Here is a 17,813-nt window from a genome sequence, read left to right on the forward strand (position 1 = left end):
CGGTATGGCAGACGGCGAGGGCGTGAAGCAGGATGTTGCGGCTGGTGCCGCCAAGGGCGCCACGAAAGGCGGGGCCTGGGGCGCAGTACTCGGTGGTGCCCGAGCGGCTCTTCAGGGCCGTGGCTGGAAGCGCACCGCAGCAGCGGCAGCAGCCGGAGGTATTGCCCTCGTGTGCGCATTCAGCGCCATGATCAGCGGCCTGGGTGAGCCCGCCAGTCAGGGAGCCGCTCACGTCAACGACGTCAGCGTCAACGGGTCGAACACATCAGGGTTCGTGGGTGCCGCAGAGGAGTCCGGGCTGGGAGACCAGGCGGGGCCAGTGTCGGAGATCGCCGAGGAAGCCGGCATTCCCACGGTCATCCTCTACGCCCTGGTGGCCCCCAAATCGGGCCCGTGGCGGGCCGGCACCGACGCCGACGTGCTGGACAACGCGCGGACGGTCGCGGAGGCCGTGCGTGAGGCTCAGGCCGGTGTGACAGCCGCCTCCGGGTGGGACCTCTCGACAGGGACGGTCATGTGCCAGGGCGACCAGCTGGTGGTCGCGGGCGACACATGCCCGTCAGGCGTCGCCAGTGACGATTCTGGGGCCGCCAACGCCAGGCAGGTGCGGGAGGCATGGGTAGCGGCCCTCATGGCCGTGGAGGGCCTGCCAGCGCCCCGTACGGGCACGCTCCAGGGCGCCTCCGACGCCCCGGCGCCACCCGAGGACCTGGAAGGCACCACGGTGGAGCGGATCACCCAGGTCGCCACCGACACCTACGGGCTGGACTCGGGCGCGGTAACAGCGGTCTCCGTGGACGACTACACCGCCGGCAACGCCCCGGACGGTGCCGGCGCGGCCTCCCAGGTCATCACCGTAACCACGGATGAGCCCCTGCCGCTGGCGACGACTCTGGCGTCCCGCTACCAAGACACCCGTGTGGCCGTGATTGAGGCCGCGGGCAGGTCGTGGACACCCGAGGCAGGGTGGACGGGCCTTGACGCCCCAGCGGATGGGGACGACCCCGCGGCGGAGGGTGAGGTCCGCGTCTGGGCCTGTGAAACCGGGTGGGGCGCCGGCTGCACCGAAGACTCCGAAGCGGAGGCGGAGGGGCTCACCCGCGACCAGGCAGACGCCCTGTATAGTCGGGCCCTGTCCTGGTGGCTCGGCACCCCCACGACAGCCGTGTCATGCACGGCCAGCAGCGGGGGCGCCACAGTCGGTGAAGTCACCTCGACTAGCGGGCAGAACGTGACCATCGGCGACAAACAGGCCGGGTACGTCGCGGCGATCATCCAGGCCGGACGGGACCGCGGCGAGTCCGACCAGAACGTGCAGGTGGCACTGATGACGGCCCTAACCGAGTCGCATCTGCAGATGTACGCCAACAGCAACGTCCCCGAGTCACTGTCGGTGTCCCACGACGCCGTGGGCTCCGACCATGACAGCGTGGGGCTCTTCCAGCAGAGGCCGTCGGCGGGCTGGGGCGGCGGCGACGTCACGGCTCTCATGGACGCCGGCAAGTCGGCGGGCTTCTTCTTCGACGCCCTGGACGCCTGGCAGGCCGGTGGCGGGACCGGGAGCCTGGGGGAGCAGGCGCAGGCCGTCCAGGCCTCCGCCTACCCCGACCGATACGCTCATTGGGAACAGGCGGCCTCCCAGTTGCTGTCTTCGACAGCAGGGGTCTCCTGCACCGGCACAGACGTGTCCTCCACGACCGGCTGGGGTTACCCGCTGCCCCAAGCGTACACGATCACTTCCAGTTGGGATCCGGCCCGTATGCACCCCGTCCTGGGGTATGCGCGTCCCCACTGGGGCACCGACATCGGGGCGCCCCTAGGCACGGCAGTCCTATCCGCGACCGACGGGACCGTCCGCTACGCGGACTGCGAGACCGGCACCAACGGGCTGTGCGCGATCATCATCGACTCCACCGACGGGTGGCGGCTGCGCTACCTGCACGTCATCAACGGCTCCTTCACCGTCGGCGTTGGAGACACTGTGACCCGGGGGCAACAGGTCGCCCAGGTCGGCAACACCGGTGTGTCAGCTGGCGCCCACCTGCACGTGGAGGCAGCCCAGATCAGCCTGCTCGGGGAGGACACCATGTGGTGCCCGTTCGACGCCGCCTACGTGTCGGCCTGCCCGAACCCCGTGGATACGTTCGCCTCCCACGGAGTCGACCTGGCCACCGGTGAGGTCACGGCCCCGGCCGGCGGCGGGACCACCAAGGCCCTGGAATGGGCGCGCACGAAGATCGGAGGCCCCTACGTCTGGGGAGGCACGGGACCCGACGGCTACGACTGCTCGGGACTCGTACAGGCCGCATACGCCACGGTCGGCATCACCCTGGAGCACTCGGCGGCGTCGCAGTGCCAGTCCGGACAGGTCATCGACGAGGACCAGGCGCAGGCGGGTGACCTCGTTTGCTGGGGCACGCCCGCCTACCACGTGGCCCTGTACAACGGGCAGGGCGGGATCGTCGGCGCCCAGAACTACCGGCAGGGGATCATCGAGGTCCCCCTGTACGGCTCCTACTACATGGTGAGGATCCAATAATGATGACACTCAGGGCTACAGCGGGTGCGGCGGTAGTGGCGCTGGTGGCGGCGGGGCTGGGTGGCTGCGCGGGCGATGCTGAGCCGGCCCCGACGCCGACCGCCACGTCGGGGGTGCGCGTTACGGTACCGCAAGAACAGGCCCCACAACCGGCCGCCAGCGGCAGCGAGGCCTCGGCGACCCCGACCCCGGCTGACACTGCCGCCGTCGAGGCCGCCGGGCAGGTCGTGCTGGCCCTGGCCTGCGGCGACAACAGCACCGACCTCACGGACGACCTGGATGGTCAGGCCGCAGTATCGGTGCCGACCGAGCTAGAGGCGCGGGCAGCCACGAACGAGCAGCTCATGGCCCGCATGGGCACCACCATGCACGCCCAACTAGTGGACGGCGACTGGCTGACCGTGCACAACGACAGCCGGGGAATCGTCCTCATGGTCTACACGGTCTCGTGGGAGGCCCAACCCGACCAGAAGGCCGTCCCGGACGCACTACGGCAGGCACGCCCGGGAGACCCCGGAGTCACGGCCTGGGCCGTTACCCTCACCGCCGACGGCGACGGGGCGTGGCGGGTCATTGACGTCGCGACAGGCAGCCAGGCCGACCCCGACTAGCCATCACGGGTATAGCGGCGTGTTGAAGCCGACAGGGCCGCCTCCCACAGGTCGTCCGCAACCTCAGGATGAGCCTGGAGCATGGAGCACACTGCGTCTGCGCCCTCCTCATCCAGGCCGTCACCGAACGGCGCGAACAAGGCGACAGTGCCCTCGTCCTGCTCGGCCCGCTGCCAGGCGTCCACGGCGCCGGCCACACCCCCAGGGTAGTCGCGCATGATCCGCCGGCACGCGGTCGCGGTAGTGGTGCTGCGACTGCCCCGCGCCACCATGGGCGCCCCTGACACAGTGGCCAGGGTGTCCCACGCCTCAGAGCGCGCCACTCCGCGCCGACCAGCGTTCAGGGCCTCCTCGGCGCGGGCCGCCGGCGTATCCGGCGCGGCGGCGACACCGCCACCCGCCCACGGGCTCACGCCCTCAATCATGTTGCCCTCATCATCAATGAGGCTGCCCATGCGTGCCATCTGGGCCCGCTCGAAGAAGTTCCGGGAAGGACGGTGCCGCGGATCATGCCAGCCCGACCGCACCTCATCCGCCAGGCCCCGGACTTCCCGCTCAGTGAGCTCCCGCCCAAGCTCCTCGGCCCTGGCTGCAGCGGCCTCATTGAGGGCCCGCATGGCCGCCCGGTCGGTGGGGCCGAGGTTGGTGTGTCCGAGGCTGCGGGCCATGCGACGGGACACCACCGAGTACAAGGGGACGACCGGGATCTGCTCGTTGCCGTACCGGCCGATGACGTCGGCCGTGACGTCGGAGATGACGGCGTCAATGTGGTCGGGGTCCCGCACCCCCATGCGCCGCCCCGCCCTGTGGGCGTAGGTCTGGACGATCCTCCACATGGCCTCGGCGTCTACTGTGTTCGTCGGCGCTGGCGGCGGCTCGCTGTCGCCTAGGTTCGCGGCAGGGGCAGCGGCGGGCTTGGTCGCCCACTTGCCGTCAGCATTGCGCGGGTGCTGGGACTCATAGAATTTGCTCATGCCCCCTTCTGTGCGGGGACCAGATAGAAAAGTCAGTCGAGCTGGGCTATTTCGGGCAGGTGCCGTCGAGGGTGAATGGGCATGCCGCTTGCGGGGTGATCCAGGCCTGGTTGACGTTCCGGATGAGAGTGCTGGTGGGCCCATAAGTTGGGTCGAGCCATCGGGCGAGTGCAAGCACCGAAATGTGCCGCACGCCGGCGGCTTTGAGGGTCGCTACGGCTGAGAGCACGGTGCCTCCGCTGACCCAGGTGTCATCGACGACGAGCACGTGCGAAAAGCCGCTGGTGCCGGTGGCGGTGAAGGCGTCGGCTCGTACGTGCCGGTCTGACGACGAACCGGGGGCGGGCTGCAGCGCCAGTGCTGGTAGGCCCGGTGGGAAGGTCTGGGAGCAGAGGTATTGCAGCGGAGTCTGCCTACCGGGCACATGGTGGGTGCGGCTGGGCACAACCGCGACGGCATCAATCCCTGCCCCGACGAGCCTGCCGACGCATCCCAGGTGCCGCACGGCGTGGTTCAGCAGGAGCCAGACGTTCCCGAGTGCCTGTGCTGAGGGCTGGTGGGTATCCTTGTAGCGGTACATCTCGACCGCGGCCTGCTGGCCCTTGATGGCGTAGCTGGCGAAGCCGATATTGTCGGGGCGGGCCTGGGGGAGTGTGCGCGCCCGGTTGCACTTGTAGCAGAGCCGGTAGGGGCCCTCGATGGGGGTGCGGCACCACAGGCACAGTCCACCGCGCAGGCTCGCGGGCACAACAGCCGCCAGGTAGTAGCCGGGCAGCCGCGGTGGGGCCGGTGGCTGGGTCATGCGACGAGATCCCGCAGGAGCCGCTCGGCCTGGTCGCGCTCGGCCTGCAGAGCCCGCACATGCTCCAGCACGTCCGCCGTACTGTCAGCGACTTGCGCCTGCCCGCCCCGGACAAGCATCTGCCCCCACTGGGTGCCTTCAGCGACCCTTCGGGCGAGTATGACGCCACGCCCGTGTCTGACCGCATACCTGGCCTGGCTGCGGGTACCCGAGTGCTCAGAGGCCGCGACAACGAAGGTCGTGATGCCATATCCACTCATCACGGCGTTGCGCATCGGGAAATTCGAGCGGCTGATGGTCGCTCCGGGCTCAAACTGTGTCACGACCAGCCCGGAGGCCTCTACGATGCTGTCGCGCAGCCCAGCGTGGTCGCGCGGGTAGGTGCGGTCCAAGCCGGTGCCCATGACGGCGACTGTCCTGCCCCCGGCCTGTAGGGCCGCACGGTGAGCCGCGGCATCAATCCCCGCGGCCAGGCCGGCAACGACGGTCAGTCCCTGATCGACGAGAGCCGCAGACACGTAGGAGGCGACATCGAGCGCCGCCGCATCGGCCTGGCGGGACCCCACCACGCACACGCCCTGATCATCTGCCTGGAGGTCGCCCTGGAACCACAGGAGGGCCGGGGCCTCCCTGACGTCCCGTAGGCGCCTGGGGTACTGGTCAGACAGGACGCTGACCATTTTCATGCCCTGCCCGGTCCACCGGTCAACGTCCTGGCGGGCCTGTTCCAGGAGCGGGTCATCAAGCAGGGCCGGGCTGGTGAGCTGCTCAAGAACCCGTTCGGGGTCGGCGCTGTCCAACAGGGTCTGAACCCGGTCAGGCTGTGACAGGCCGGGTTTCCGGGCGCGCGTGATCGCCAGGATGGTCGCAAGGGTCTCCACCGACTCCATGCCCATCATACTACCTACCGGGGCGCGTGAAGTGCCGCAGTCAGTTCCACATAAGCCCCAAGAGCCCCAAGAGCGCGGCAGCCTCCACGCAGATCCAGACCCTGCTTAGGACAAACCTGGAGGCCTCGTCCCACGTATTGACGGAGGACTGGTCGACGTCATCCACCAAGTCGGTATCTGGCCATTCTGACCGGCAGGAGACCGCGATGATAATCGCAGCCACGCTGAAGGCCACCGACTCGCCTCGCAGCCCCCAGGGCCCAACAGCACCAGCCCAAACCAGCGCGACGTCCAACAGACCTACCAGCAGGAGCCCCCGCAATAGGACGAACCGCGCCCTCCGCGGCACCCTCAGCCCTGGAAGGGGCGTACGCACCGCGAAGAGGATGATCAACGGCGAAACCGTGGTGATCTCGCGGTAGAAGGGGCCGAGCAGGCATCCCGTCACGGCAGTCATCACGACGGCAGCAAGGGCCCCGACGCCCGCTCCGCACTCAGAACGGTGGGTCATCAGCAGGGCGCACGCGGCCCACGGACCCAGGAGGATCGAGACTTCCCGGGCGGTGAAAGCCCCGTGGTAGGCGTAGTAGCTGATGAGCCCGGCGACGACAAGCACGATGCTGAGCCACTCGCATCGGCCGACAAAGACTTCGAGTTCCGTCAGAGGCCGGTCGTTGGTGTCTGGCTCCGAGGCGTCCTGAGTGGTGGCGGGGTCGTTGCCGCCGTTGAGGATCTCCTCAAAGGACGGCCACTTTTGGTCAGTGTCATGGTCACGTGTTGCGCGGAAGTTCACGGGCTTGCTCCTTCGTGTCCAGACGCCGCATGTCGGCGTCCATGGCTAGTAGTGGACGGACGAGGGGTTAGCGGCCGAGGGAGGCCAGGACGGCCCTGGCGAGTGCCGGCCCCGCGAGCCCGTCCGGCAGAGGCACGTTGTTCGACGGGCGGTCAGACGGTGGTGGGGCGGAGGTTCGTGCGGGTGGTGTGTTGTCCACAGGGAGGCGGAGACCCGCTTGGTCTCCCCTCCTGGGGGAGGGGCTGGCAGTTACTGCCGCATGGACGGATCCGCGTGATTTCGCCACCCTGTTTTTCGCGATGCCGCCGTCCGCGGGCGTGGCTGGTGTGCTGTGAGTTCGGGGTTTGCGCTTGGCTCGGATCATCCGGATCGTCCGGATCCGCTCCAGGCGCCGCCTCGTGGCCTGGGCCCAGGCGATCATGTCGGCGGTCCGCTTCTCGCGGGCTGCCTCCACGAGCTCGGCCAGCATGGTCTTGCTGATCCGGAACCACGACGGGACGGGCCGGCCGTAGCGGACGCCCCCGCGCACCCACTCGATCAGCCCCAGGTCTTCCAGGTCGGTCAGGCACTGGCGGGTCCACCGCAGCCCGTATCCCGCGGCGGCCGCTACCTGCTCGATCGTGGCCGCGCCCTGAGCGGACCCGTACGGGAGACGCGCTGCCAGGCCCACGAGGACGGCCCGTAGCCCCTTCCAAGGGCGACCGTCCAGGGGACCCCACCCCTGACGGCGGAGCGTGTCCAGCAGCATGTACAGGGGCCAGCGGGGACTGGCCTTACGACGGCGGGGCCTGAAGCCCGTACTTCGACTCATACCCACAGTCGTGGTCGGCACCGGCACTCCGACCACGATCAACCCGTCGGTTCGATAGCCCGGTCGATCATGGCCGTGCGGAAGGAGGGCCTAGAGTGGCTGAAGCAGCAGTTGGGCGAGTAGCCCTGATGTCAATCCACCCTGCGTACGCCCGGGCAATCCTCGAGGGACGAAAGACCATCGAGTTCCGCAAACGCCGCCTCGCCGCAGACATCACCCACGTAGTCATCTATTCCACGGCACCAGACCAGGCGGTTGTCGGTTACTTCACCGTCAACGGACAGGAGACCTCAAGCCCCGCCTCCCTGTGGAGAGACTTTCGTGACCAGGGAGTCATTAGCGAGGACGACTTTTTCGCCTACTACGCCGGCAGGAGCCAAGCGACCGGCATCAAAGTAGGCGAGGCGACCCGCCTGCGTAACGTCCTACCGCTAAGCGATATAGGGGTGTCCCGCCCTCCGCAGAGCTTCCAGTACCTTCCCCGCGACCGCTTCGCTAAGGTCCTAGCGGCGGTCTGACCTCCTAACGCTGACCGACAGCGTTACGGGATGCTCATCGGCTTCAGTCGCTGAGCCACCACTTGCCGTCCTGCTTGGACACGTGGAACCCGCAGAAGCCTGACTCGTCGTCCGGAGTGGTTACGTAGACCATGACGGACGATGAGTCGTCGCGGTTGGCGGTCTCAACGTGGGCCGAGAGCTCGCCTTCCAGGTCGGCGCACACGTCCTGGGCCCGGCGCAAGGCCGTCAAGTCCCCGCATGTGTCGGGGGTGCAGACCTCGGGACTGTTGTGGTCTACGAGCGCGTAGGCAGTGACGTCCTGGCCCTGGCGTGCGGCCTCGACGACGTCGACAGCCAGGGACTCCGGAGTGGACTGGTTGATGCCACTACCGCTTGAACAGGCGGAGGCGGCCAACAGACACGTCAGAGCGAGTGCAGTGAGAGCGGGGGAGGGGCGGCGGGTCCGCGTCATCTTGGCCTCCAACAGGCAGGGGAAGGGCTGTGACCACCCAAGTGTCCACCACAAGCGGGCTGCCTGTACAGGGCACGAGCCCAGCCGCTAACGGCGTCATGCCGCGCACTACTCGTGCTGGCATATTTGTTGGCATGAATTCCTGCTCTTTTTTCATGCAGGTGCAGGTCTCGGCACAGTCAGCGCCCAGGAGGGGCCGTGAGCGGCCCCATGGCGGTCGAGGGGATACCGGACGTGGCTCGTGGTCTGTCTGAGACGCTCGCGGGTCACTGGCTGCCGTTCCGACCACTATCAGAAGTGTCAGGCGCACCCGGGCATTGAGGGGACCGCGATCATGAGCTTGAGCAACAATGACACCAGCACAGCGGGCCTGATGGCTCTCGCCGCCTGGACTCTGAGGGGACTCCTCAATGAGTCCCACTACGATCTTCACGGTGACCGTTACGAAGGCCGTGACGACGGCAACCCGCCGCTGACGATCCGTCGCGCCGACGGGGAGCTTCTGCACCTCCGGCAGGGGCCCGACGGGAAGCCGGTCATAGTGGACGACCAGGCCGGCGCCGTGACTCCGATCGACACGGGCGATATCAAGGGGTCGATGCTCTGCGCACTGCACGCCGCCGACGTGCGGGCGGTGGATCGTCTGTACGAGCGCCTGGGCGAAATTGCGGACGCCCACGAGCACGCGGCCAGAACCGGGACGGGGATCGTGCTGTTCTCGAAGGACGGCAAGCGGCTGTGCGACTGGACCCCTGGGACGGACGGGAAGACGGGGGATCTTTGCGTCTTCTGTCGTCCGCTGTGGGGTTATATGCCGAAGGCTCGGGGATGGAAACAGAGTGGTCCCCGCAGCCTTGACGCCTGGTTGGATTCCCTGGACGCCGAGCTCGACCAGCCCGGCACGCTCTGAGCACTCAAGGCATCGTCAAACTCTGTCGGCACCCACTACTGCGGGCGTTCCAGGCCATCCAGCCAGCGCAGCACTGGCAGGGTTATCTTGCGTGTCGACACTGGCCGGGGCCATACTTGCAGCGGTTTCGTAACCCTGGGAGGTCCCCATGAGCCATCACAGCCACCGCCGGCTACTCGCCACCGCCGCCGTGGGCGCCATCGTCCTGTCCGGAGCCCTCGCCGGCTGCTCCCAGGACGTCACCATCGACCAGTCCTCCCCGGAACGATTGGTGTACACGATGCTCTTGGCCAACGCCAACGGCCAAGACCAAGACGTCAAAGCCGTCATGATCGCCGACGGGACAACTCAGCCGTGGGGGGTGGATGATCCATCTGAGATTATCTACTGCGACGCTGAAAATGCGTCCTGCGACCATTACGGGGCTCAGCTGAGCGACGGCTCATGCCCGGCCACCACGTCGGATGTTGAGGCTATCGAGGGCGACATTACCGTCAGGTACGAACGTGCGGCATATAACGACTACGGCCTAGTCTACGATGAGAACAGTCGTGCAGTCGTCACTGTAGTCGAGAACAGTTGCGGCTTCGGTGCTTTCGATGTCAACGGCGAATGGGTTATTCGCGGCTATTAGGCTATTGCTTGGTCGCGTAAGTCGGATATTCCCCTTTTTCCTATTGTTCCTGGAAGGGTCATATTGATGAAGCGCAAGCGTGTTTCTTCGCTGTTCTCTGTTCTTGGTCGTCGTGATGCTTTCAAGTACTTATCAATCGCGGTGGCCGGGGCCGTGGTGGCGCCGTTGACCGGCTGCTCGGGATCAACACTCGCGTTCTCGAAGTTCGCCGCCGGCACCTGGACCGTCACGGTGCCCACCGACCAGTACAACCCGCCACCGATAACGATCGCGATCACCCAGGACGGCACCTGGTCCTCCCAGATCATCGCAGAGACCTACACGTCGACGAGTTCGGGCACCTGGCGGCTGTCGGGCGGAAGTCTCATCGTCGACGAGGACAAGGCGCCGGACGACTACAGCGCCCTGATCAGGGGACTGACCGGGACCGCGCAGTCGATCCCGAAGGACGTTGATACGGAGGACATGATCACGTCCTTCCAGTGGATCTGTGACGACGGTGACACGGACATCAGCGTGCGGCTCGTGTGGGACCGCGAGAACAAGACGATGACGTTCTTCCCGAGCAACGACTATGAGCCAATCGTGGCCACGAAGACCGACTGACCCGTTGCGCGTAGATGTGATGGATCATGGCCAGGGCGTCGTGCGGTAAGCACCATGTTTACACGGCTGGTTGTGCGGCCTGTGAGGTGGCGGAGCAAGCGCGTATCGACCGCAACTACGAGCGAGGCCACGCCATAGGAGAGGCGATCGGTGAGGGCGCGGTCAACCTCGTGAGTGCCGGGTGGTCGCACCACCGCGAGCGCAAACAGGCCCGCCTGGATGAGGAGGAGCGCCAGCGCCGGCTTGAGTCGCAGCGCCAGCAGTTGGAGGAGCAGGAGGCGGAGCGGGAGCGCCAGCGCCTGGCCGAGAGGGAGAGTGCCCGACGGAAGCGCCATGAGCTGTGGGAGATGACGCGCGAGGGCCGCGCACTACTGGCTTGGGCTGACCGGCGCGAGCAGGTGGCCCAGCGCATGCAACTGGAGCAGGACCGGTGGGACTGGGCCTGGCGAATGACGATCCGGGAACACGAAGACGAGGCCCGGGTGAGCCGCCGCCCAGAGCTGGTGTGGGGCTTCGCGCGTCTGCTTGCCTGGCTGGCACCCTACGTGTTGGTGCTCGGCATTGTTCTGTTCGTGCTGAGCTGGTTCTCCCCTGGGATGAAGTTCATTCACCGCCTGTTGTGGCTGGCGTTCATGGTCTTCGGAGGCCCCATCATTGTGGGGATGATCGGGGATGCGGTCCGGTCTAAGGCGGATCGTGTCCCGGAGGAGCTTGATGCGCGCGAGGGCGCCAACCTCAGGGCATTGCTGGACGACCGGTACGGGTTCGACCCGCGGGGAACGCTCCCGTGGCTGGGACCAGTGACTGTGCAGAAGCTGAGACGGCAGACCGAGGCCGTCCTCGCGCAGGCCGACGTCCAGGGACATCTACGCTATGGACCGCCGGTCCTGGAGCCCCTGTACGTTCGTACTCCGGATGAGCGCTGGCCTGGGCGCGTACGGGACGTCCTGACCGAGATGGCTTCTCAGACCGAGTGGGGTTTCCGGCCGGCACCGGTCCGCCCACCGGCGTCCGAGCCCGCCCCACAGACCGGCCCGGACCCGGAGGCGCGTGAACGAGCCCAGGTGGGCCGTTGGGAGTATCTGATCGAGGTCATGGCCCACCTGGAACGGGCCTGGGCGCCAGCCGTCGCCGAAGCCGAGAAAGAGGCCCCCGACGGGCACACGTCCAGCACGCTTACGGGACGGTATGGCCTGGACCCGCGTTCCACGCGCCCGTGGGTGGAGGACCTTACCGCGGACGACGTGGAGGACGCGCTGGAAACCGCCGCCGCGGCCGGTCCCGTCGGTCCGCCGCCGGGGCTGACCCTGCGCGAGCACACCGAATCTTGGCCGGAAGCCGTAGGCGAGGTCTTGAGCATGGCCGAAGAGGCACTGTGGGACACTGAGCGTCCCAGCCTCTGACCCCACCCAGGGGCCTTGCGGAACTCATTCATGGTCGTTGCCGCCGTCATTCTGGCGGTCCCTGACTGAGGCCCGCAGCTTGTCGAGCTGGCTGACCGCATATTCGTGGTCGGCTCGCACGACCTCGGGGTCGTCGAAGACGCCGCGTCGCACTGGAGCCTGCGGCGGTGCTTCCACGGGTTCCTCCTGTGCCTTAGGCAGGGGCCTGGTAGGTGCCGTAGCAGGCTGAGGCGCCGCCTCCTGGGGTCCCGGCTGCGCCGAGACCGTGGAGGCCGTCGCGGCCGCGGGGGCCTGGTCTTCGGCGGTGACTGCGTGCTTGGCGTGGTAGGCCGCGTTGTATGCGGCGATCTTCCGGTCGGCCTCCGCACCGTTCGCCCGGTAGTCCCGGACGGCTCGGGCGAACTTGTGACCCGCTACCGCGGCTGCCGCGGTGGCCGCCATGGGTGCCCCGGCGACGGCCCCGACCGCCAACACACCCAGCCCGGGGGCCACGACACCTGCACCGAACCTGCCGGCGCCCTTGGCCTTGTCGATGGCCTGGGAGGCCCTGACCACCGGGGCGGTGTGCGGGTGTTCCCGCATGTATCCCGCCCACTTCAAACCCGTGCGCAGGGCCTGGCCTGCGGCCTGGCGGCGTCCCTTCCAGGTCGACGTGTCCGGCCCCGAGACCTTGTGCCGGCCCCGCGTCTCGGGGTCCCGCACACGCTGTCCGGCTGGCCGGGACAGGCGCTGCCCGTTGAAGGTGTCTTTGAGTCTCTGGCCGGCCTGGCGTGCCTGCTCCCTGCGGGTCAGGGGCTTGGCGTGCGGGGAGCCGTGGGCGGCCTTGACTCCCGCGGGGGTCTTCTTCCCCTGGCCCTCACCGCGCCGCGCCGCCTTCTTCTCGGCCTCGGCCTGGACCTGCTGGGTCGCGGACTCGCCCTCATCGGAGGCGTTCTTACCGCGCTCGACCTTGCCACCGGTCTTGGGGTGCTTGCGGTCCCAGACCCTGCGGGCCTTGCGTGAGCCGCGGGATGCCATGGACCAGGCGGTGGTGACGAGTCCTGCTCCGACGGCGCCGCCGATGACGCCGCTTGTGATCCCGCGGCCCCAGGCTGCCATGCCTTTGACGGTGAACGGCGACGGCAACGATAGGACGGAGGTGAACAGCCAGTGGATGAAGAAGGCCCCGATGGCGGGGCCGAGGCAGGCGGCGATGATGGCGCCAGTGGATCCGGCTCCGAACATTCCGACGGCGGTCTTGGTGATCACGCCGGCGATCATGAGGATGATCGAGATTAGGAGTCCCGCGCAGGAGGATACGAAGGCCGCTCCGAGGAGCTGCTTGGCGGATTTCTTGAACAGTTCGCTGTCGTCTCCTGGGGCAAGGGCACGTACGAGAGCGGCGAAGATGCCGGCGATCATGAAGACCAGGACGATCTTGGACAGGGCCTGCATGGCGGCGATCATCACGAATACGACGGTGTTGATGGCGGAGCCGACGGTGAAGGTCAGCTGGGCAACTCCCATGTCGGAGCCGCCTTTGCCGTGCAGGGAGTCGAGGTAGTTCTGCTCGGGGGCGTACCCGGCTGTGGCCTTGGCGATGCCGTCTGGGTCGTCCTCCCAGTTCAAGTTGCTGCGGTCAATTTTGCCGCTGCCGGTCCACCACTTCGCACACGCAGAAGAATCCCCCTCCGGGTCGTCGCTGCCGTCCGCTGGGCGCTCTATCTCGTCCCAGCGGCTGCGGGAGTTGGCGGTGGTGGCGTCCACTGGGACGCACTCGGCCCATCCCGCCCAGGCGCGGTCACGCGCCACCTTCGAGTCATTGTCCCAGGCGTGGGAGTCGGCTAGAAGCGTCGCAACCTCGTCGTCAGACAGGTCCAGGGTCTCCGTCAAGTACTGGCGGAAGAACGCCTCATTACGGGTGGAGGACTTGGACTCCAGGGCGAAGCAGAACACCTGGTCGCTGTAGGGGTTGTCGGCCCCGAACTGGGTTCCCGCCCATACGGGCAGGGCCGTGGCCTCCCACAGGCGCGACACCGTGGCGGGCAGGGCCGCCCCCTCCGTGCTTCCCCAGATGTCCTCGTACTTGTTGTGCAGCCAGTCCGTGAAAGCCGTCTTGTCGGCGCCGTCAAGCGCCGCGCAACGCATCGACCACTCGGCGGGGTCCAACTCTCCGCTGTCGGAGAGCTTCTGGTAGCCGAGATCGATCACCCCCGACCCCTCCACGACGGAGGTCGTCAGGGTACCGGACAGGGCGTTGACCGCACTGTTTGCCTTGGCTACCCACCACCAGGGGCTTCCTGAGCCCGGAGCCGCGGAGGTCGACGCCTGGGCGCCAGCGACCATGGAGAACATGAGCCCGAGGATCGCCGCGGTCTTGAGGGCTTCGCGGCCGACGTACGACCAGCCGTGTCCGCGGCGCACCTGCCAGAGCGTAACGACGATGAGCCACACAAGGATGGCGATGAGCAGGCCAGACGTCGTGATGGCGCCGCCGATGAGGGCCACGATCTGGTCCATCGGCTGACCCAGGGTCTTGATCGGGCAGAACGCAGTGGATGCGTGCAGGAGGTTGGCCGACAGTGACCACATGGCGTTGCCGAGCTGCATCCACAGGGAGGCCATGCCATGGCGCTGAATCCTCTCCGACACGTCATTCCAGGCCTTGGCGTCGAGCCGGTCGTGGAAGGTCGTGGTGGCGTCAGCCCACCGGTTGACCGGCAGGAGCTGAGAGGACGCCCGGTTGGAGTTTGCCCCGCACACTTCGGCCACCGTCGTGTTGTCCATGGGGGTGCCGTCAGGGTAGGTCGGTGCGCCTTGGGCGGGGGCTGCGAGGGCGACGAGGAGCAGCATTCCGGCCAGGCAGGCCAGGATGGTGCGCTGGGTCCAGGCGGCTAGGCGCGGCACGTAGGTGGTGATGGCGTGTTTCATCGCAGGTGCCTCTTCTTGTTCTCGCCGCGGTTGGTGACGGGTGTGCATGAGGGGACGACGTGGATGAACTTTCGGGGCTGTAGGTCGAGGACGTCGCCGTTGGCTGTGAACTGGCCGTCGTGGTTGCGGGCCCGGCGCACGGCCCTGCGCCATGGGGCCTCGACGTCGTCGACGGTCAGCCAGATCGCCACCAGTGGGGTGAGCAGGACGGCTGGCAGGATCGCCGCCGGGCCCGTGAGGGGCCAGGCGGCGATCCCGAGGACGGCGCCGGTGATGACGCCCACGGTGATGGGGGCTACCCATGCCGCGGGTATCTGGAAGCTGGCGAGGAAGGTTGAGCGGGCGCGCTCGGCGCGCATGCCCGTCAAATCGGTGAGGTCGTACATCCGCAAGGTCCCGGCTCCTGCCTGTTAGGAGCCGATGCCGGCCTGGTTGAGGGCCGCGATGAAGATGTTGACCAGGACCTGCAGGATGAACAGGGCGATGGGGATGATGACCTTCGGGGCGATGCAGATGAGCCCGGCGATGAGGGCGCCGGCCATGACTGTGCCGTCGCGGCCTTCGAAGATTCGGCCGCCGCGGCGCTTCTGGATCGCCCAGGAGCCGATGGCGACGACGAGGATCATCAGTCCCGCGTAGGCGAGGATCTTGAAGAGCCCGTCGGCGCCGGCGATGCCCTCGATGGTGGCGATGAAGTCGTTCCAGAGGGTCACGAAGTTGACGTTGTCGATCATGGTCAGTGGTGCCTTCCGCTCGCTTGTTTGCTGTTGCGGGTACACATGCGGACCGCGGTCTCTGGGGCTCGGAGGGTCCGGACGACGCGGATGACTTGGGGGTCTCGGCGGGCGGACTCAGGGTCGGTGCGCAGGGCCGCCAGGGCGCGGTTGATGGTAGCGGTGACACGGTCGACGAGATCCTCGCCGTGCTCTGCCGTCAGGTTGTTTGGATGGTGGCTGTTCACATCCCTGTTCTGTGCGGGGAAAACGCAACCGGGCACGCGACTAGTGAGGTTTTGTTTCAGAGGTCGGGCGTAAAGTCACGAAGGGATGCTTTTCGCGGCCTGACCGTTTCCGCAGTTGCCTACTTCGGGCTAGGCGATGCCTGTAGCTTGACTGGGTGAGTGATGAAAGTGATGCCCCCTACGAGGCGATACTGCGTGCCGTTGGGGATTCCTCCTTAACAGCCACCGTTCTGCTACGCACGCAGCAGGCACGTACGGAGCGCCTGTTTCAACTGTGCACGGCGACGCCAGACTTCCTCGCCGGCATTGACACCATCATCGTCCTGTTTACCGGCTTGGCCGAGGTGACAGTCAGCCCGGCGTTCCGCTCGCTACTCGAACGCGCTGCCGCCGAGTCCATCCGGGCGATCGAGGGGCTGCTGGCGGACGATCAGCAGACCGTGAACGACACGGCGAGAGTCATGATGGAAATCGAGGTGCTACTACAAGAGTGGACGGTCGATCTGGACCGGATGACGAAGTGGCAGGACATGGAGGAGGAGAGGCGCCACCAGGTCTTCGGATTCGGGAAGGTGCTGCAGCGTCTGAAGCAGCGGCAGGGCGTCGATGACCAGTTGGTTATGCCGGAGCGGCAGGAGTACCACGTCCACTCCATGACGCTCCACCCGACCCACGAGCCGTCTGACTTCCTGCCGCCTGATCCTGTGTGGATGACCAGTGAGGTCTTGATCCACATGGAACGCGTCAAGAATGCCGCCATCGCGTTGGTGCTAGTGGATGATAAGCGGGTTGGCGTCGACCCGGATTCTCCGCCGCGGGGATGGCGACCGGATGTCTGGGGGCGGCTTTGTGGTCACTACGTGGGTCTGCGGGACCAGGCGCTCAATGAGATTCTGGCTGAGAAGGGGATGGTGATGACACCCAGGGTGCCCATCCCTAAGGGGCAGTCCCGTATCGTCCCAGCTGACCAAGCGGAGGACACCGACGGCGCAGCAGACCATTCCTACGAGGGTGAATGACTATTTGGCTGATGCCAGTCGCTTGGTCAAGCCTGCGGAAGAGGGTTTCCGGTCGGTGAGAGCTCGATGATCCAGTATTGGCTGCGGCGCTGGCAGGTTGCGTTGGGGCCGAGGTCGTGCATATAGGCGTCGCGCAGTGCTGGTACGCGGGTCGTTGCCGTGATGGTGACATGCTGGCGGCGGGTGACGTCGATGAGGGCGGGCTTGAGGAGCGCGCGTAGACGGCGGCCCTGGCCGTGCCCGGGGTTGGCGCAGTAGTGGTTGGCGAGTAGCCAGCGATTACGGCGGACGAACAGAGTGATCGTCGCGTCGCCATCGGGGGATACGTACGCGCGGTGCCCCGGCAGGCGCCCTATGAACAGCCAGACGATCACGTGGACTGGGGCCGTGACGGTACGGGCCGCCACGCAGACGTGTAGCCACGCTCGGCGAAACCTGCCGGGGTGTCCGTGGTTGAGTTCCATGCGGCTCGCTTCGGGCGCCCATGAGGCGATGCGCCGGGCATCTGCCAGTGTGGGGCTGCGCAGGCCCTCGACGTCGGGCGGGTCGGGTGTTGCAAAGGGGGTCAAGAAAAGCCTCCTCAGCTCGACTGGGCCATTTTCACCCACCTTTGTAACACTCGGCGCAAGGACCTATACGTGTAAGGCGAAGTGTCCGAGCCGGGGTACAGGGATGAGCGTGCGCGGAGCGAGGTGACCACTGAGGTGCACCGGGGCCGTGTTCGTGGTTGGGGACCGCGCCGCATGCCCCGGTTACCAGACGGCAGCAGCGGAACTGCGCCGGTTTGTGGCGGCGATGGTAAGCCGCGGTCGAATCGGCGCCGTTCTTACCAGCCGCTCGTTCTGTCGTTGGCTAGCGGTGGTGGCATAGCGGAGCGACCTTGGCTGCGGGCCTGGGCGGTCCGACCACCACCTGTAGTGGCGGCCCACCAAGGGGCCGCCGCTACAGGAAGGAACACGTCATGCGAATCGTGAAGCT

Annotated in this window: 18 protein-coding genes; 8 read left to right on the forward strand and 10 right to left on the reverse strand. The window is 67.1% G+C overall.

The features are described 5' to 3' along the window. Positions 1-4 precede the first annotated feature (4 nt). Together GZ998_RS05505 and GZ998_RS05510 are read left to right on the forward strand one after the other, a co-directional pair. Positions 5-2,539, forward strand: coding sequence for an NlpC/P60 family protein (locus GZ998_RS05505; RefSeq protein ID WP_219109292.1), 2,535 nt, complete (start codon positions 5-7; stop codon positions 2,537-2,539). Continuing rightward, entirely contained in the window at positions 2,539-3,150 is a 612-nt protein-coding gene (locus GZ998_RS05510) for a hypothetical protein (protein WP_219109293.1), read from the forward strand. Before GZ998_RS05505 ends, GZ998_RS05510 begins: the two co-directional genes overlap by 1 nt. Here the strand turns inward: GZ998_RS05510 and GZ998_RS05515 are convergent. From GZ998_RS05515 to GZ998_RS05535, 5 genes are all read right to left on the reverse strand, one after another. After that, positions 3,147-4,124, reverse strand: a complete 978-nt coding sequence (locus GZ998_RS05515; protein ID WP_219109294.1) for a hypothetical protein — start codon at positions 4,122-4,124, stop codon at positions 3,147-3,149. The two genes, GZ998_RS05510 and GZ998_RS05515, sit on opposite strands and share 4 nt — an antisense overlap. A gap of 46 nt (positions 4,125-4,170) precedes the next feature. Further along, entirely contained in the window at positions 4,171-4,926 is a 756-nt protein-coding gene (locus GZ998_RS05520) for a phosphoribosyltransferase (protein ID WP_219109295.1), read from the reverse strand. After that, a complete protein-coding gene (locus tag GZ998_RS05525) occupies positions 4,923-5,816 on the reverse strand; it encodes a DNA-processing protein DprA (RefSeq protein ID WP_219109296.1) in 894 nt (297 codons plus the stop codon). Before GZ998_RS05525 ends, GZ998_RS05520 begins: the two co-directional genes overlap by 4 nt. 40 nt (positions 5,817-5,856) lie before the next feature. Then, positions 5,857-6,609 (reverse strand): hypothetical protein, encoded by a 753-nt coding sequence (locus tag GZ998_RS05530; protein WP_219109297.1) that lies wholly within the window; start codon positions 6,607-6,609, stop codon positions 5,857-5,859. A 67-nt stretch (positions 6,610-6,676) separates the two neighbouring features. Further along, positions 6,677-7,420 carry a hypothetical protein gene (locus tag GZ998_RS05535; RefSeq protein ID WP_219109298.1) on the reverse strand — a complete coding sequence of 248 codons (744 nt, stop codon included), beginning with the start codon at positions 7,418-7,420 and terminating at the stop codon, positions 6,677-6,679. 95 nt (positions 7,421-7,515) lie between these two features. On the opposite strand from GZ998_RS05535, the gene GZ998_RS05540 reads away from it, so the two are divergent. After that, on the forward strand, positions 7,516-7,938 hold the full coding sequence (locus GZ998_RS05540; RefSeq protein WP_308807170.1) for an ASCH domain protein: 423 nt from the start codon (positions 7,516-7,518) through the stop codon (positions 7,936-7,938). 43 nt (positions 7,939-7,981) lie between these two features. Here GZ998_RS05540 and GZ998_RS05545 read toward each other — a convergent pair whose 3' ends face one another. Then, on the reverse strand, positions 7,982-8,392 hold the full coding sequence (locus tag GZ998_RS05545; RefSeq protein ID WP_219109299.1) for a hypothetical protein: 411 nt from the start codon (positions 8,390-8,392) through the stop codon (positions 7,982-7,984). Positions 8,393-8,726: 334 nt separating this feature from the next. On the opposite strand from GZ998_RS05545, the gene GZ998_RS05550 reads away from it, so the two are divergent. The 4 genes from GZ998_RS05550 to GZ998_RS05565 all read left to right on the forward strand — a co-directional run bounded on the left by GZ998_RS05550 (position 8,727) and on the right by GZ998_RS05565 (position 11,945). Beyond that, positions 8,727-9,302 carry a hypothetical protein gene (locus GZ998_RS05550; protein ID WP_219109300.1) on the forward strand — a complete coding sequence of 192 codons (576 nt, stop codon included), beginning with the start codon at positions 8,727-8,729 and terminating at the stop codon, positions 9,300-9,302. A gap of 148 nt (positions 9,303-9,450) precedes the next feature. Next, the gene (locus tag GZ998_RS05555; RefSeq protein ID WP_219109301.1) at positions 9,451-9,936 is read left to right on the forward strand and encodes a hypothetical protein; all 486 of its coding nucleotides are present in this window, start codon (positions 9,451-9,453) and stop codon (positions 9,934-9,936) included. A 66-nt stretch (positions 9,937-10,002) separates the two neighbouring features. Continuing rightward, complete coding sequence (locus tag GZ998_RS05560) at positions 10,003-10,542, forward strand: hypothetical protein (protein WP_219109302.1); 540 nt, start codon at positions 10,003-10,005, stop codon at positions 10,540-10,542. Between the two features lie 86 nt (positions 10,543-10,628). Next, positions 10,629-11,945 carry a hypothetical protein gene (locus GZ998_RS05565; protein ID WP_219109303.1) on the forward strand — a complete coding sequence of 439 codons (1,317 nt, stop codon included), beginning with the start codon at positions 10,629-10,631 and terminating at the stop codon, positions 11,943-11,945. A gap of 24 nt (positions 11,946-11,969) precedes the next feature. Here the strand turns inward: GZ998_RS05565 and GZ998_RS05570 are convergent, their stop codons facing one another. Genes GZ998_RS05570 through GZ998_RS05580 form a run of 3 tightly spaced genes read right to left on the reverse strand, consistent with a single transcriptional unit; the run spans position 11,970 to position 15,589 of the window. Continuing rightward, on the reverse strand, positions 11,970-14,855 hold the full coding sequence (locus GZ998_RS05570) for an MFS transporter (protein WP_219109304.1): 2,886 nt from the start codon (positions 14,853-14,855) through the stop codon (positions 11,970-11,972). Continuing rightward, on the reverse strand, positions 14,852-15,247 hold the full coding sequence (locus tag GZ998_RS05575) for a hypothetical protein (RefSeq protein WP_219109305.1): 396 nt from the start codon (positions 15,245-15,247) through the stop codon (positions 14,852-14,854). The genes GZ998_RS05570 and GZ998_RS05575 overlap by 4 nt, the downstream gene beginning before the upstream one ends. 18 nt (positions 15,248-15,265) lie before the next feature. After that, the gene (locus GZ998_RS05580; RefSeq protein ID WP_219109306.1) at positions 15,266-15,589 is read right to left on the reverse strand and encodes a hypothetical protein; all 324 of its coding nucleotides are present in this window, start codon (positions 15,587-15,589) and stop codon (positions 15,266-15,268) included. Between the two features lie 382 nt (positions 15,590-15,971). Between GZ998_RS05580 and GZ998_RS05585 the strand changes: the two genes are divergently transcribed. Further along, a complete protein-coding gene (locus tag GZ998_RS05585; protein WP_219109307.1) occupies positions 15,972-16,835 on the forward strand; it encodes a hypothetical protein in 864 nt (287 codons plus the stop codon). 26 nt (positions 16,836-16,861) lie between these two features. Here the strand turns inward: GZ998_RS05585 and GZ998_RS05590 are convergent, their stop codons facing one another. Next, positions 16,862-17,404, reverse strand: a complete 543-nt coding sequence (locus tag GZ998_RS05590; protein WP_219109308.1) for a hypothetical protein — start codon at positions 17,402-17,404, stop codon at positions 16,862-16,864. Positions 17,405-17,813: the final 409 nt, after the last annotated feature.

This window comes from Actinomyces sp. 594 (genome assembly GCF_019325145.1).
Taxonomy (GTDB): Bacteria; Actinomycetota; Actinomycetes; order Actinomycetales; family Actinomycetaceae; genus Actinomyces.

What these genes read in the sequence shown, in the direction of transcription:
- GZ998_RS05505 (WP_219109292.1), top strand. Translation starts at nt 5, where the DNA reads ATGGCAGACGGCGAGGGCGTGAAGCAGGATGTTGCGGCTGGTGCCGCC.
- GZ998_RS05510 (WP_219109293.1), top strand. Translation starts at nt 2,539, where the DNA reads ATGATGACACTCAGGGCTACAGCGGGTGCGGCGGTAGTGGCGCTGGTG.
- GZ998_RS05515 (WP_219109294.1), bottom strand. Translation starts at nt 4,124, where the DNA reads ATGAGCAAATTCTATGAGTCCCAGCACCCGCGCAATGCTGACGGCAAG.
- GZ998_RS05520 (WP_219109295.1), bottom strand. Translation starts at nt 4,926, where the DNA reads ATGACCCAGCCACCGGCCCCACCGCGGCTGCCCGGCTACTACCTGGCG.
- GZ998_RS05525 (WP_219109296.1), bottom strand. Translation starts at nt 5,816, where the DNA reads ATGGAGTCGGTGGAGACCCTTGCGACCATCCTGGCGATCACGCGCGCC.
- GZ998_RS05535 (WP_219109298.1), bottom strand. Translation starts at nt 7,420, where the DNA reads ATGAGTCGAAGTACGGGCTTCAGGCCCCGCCGTCGTAAGGCCAGTCCC.
- GZ998_RS05545 (WP_219109299.1), bottom strand. Translation starts at nt 8,392, where the DNA reads ATGACGCGGACCCGCCGCCCCTCCCCCGCTCTCACTGCACTCGCTCTG.
- GZ998_RS05550 (WP_219109300.1), top strand. Translation starts at nt 8,727, where the DNA reads ATGAGCTTGAGCAACAATGACACCAGCACAGCGGGCCTGATGGCTCTC.
- GZ998_RS05555 (WP_219109301.1), top strand. Translation starts at nt 9,451, where the DNA reads ATGAGCCATCACAGCCACCGCCGGCTACTCGCCACCGCCGCCGTGGGC.
- GZ998_RS05560 (WP_219109302.1), top strand. Translation starts at nt 10,003, where the DNA reads ATGAAGCGCAAGCGTGTTTCTTCGCTGTTCTCTGTTCTTGGTCGTCGT.
- GZ998_RS05570 (WP_219109304.1), bottom strand. Translation starts at nt 14,855, where the DNA reads ATGAAACACGCCATCACCACCTACGTGCCGCGCCTAGCCGCCTGGACC.
- GZ998_RS05580 (WP_219109306.1), bottom strand. Translation starts at nt 15,589, where the DNA reads ATGATCGACAACGTCAACTTCGTGACCCTCTGGAACGACTTCATCGCC.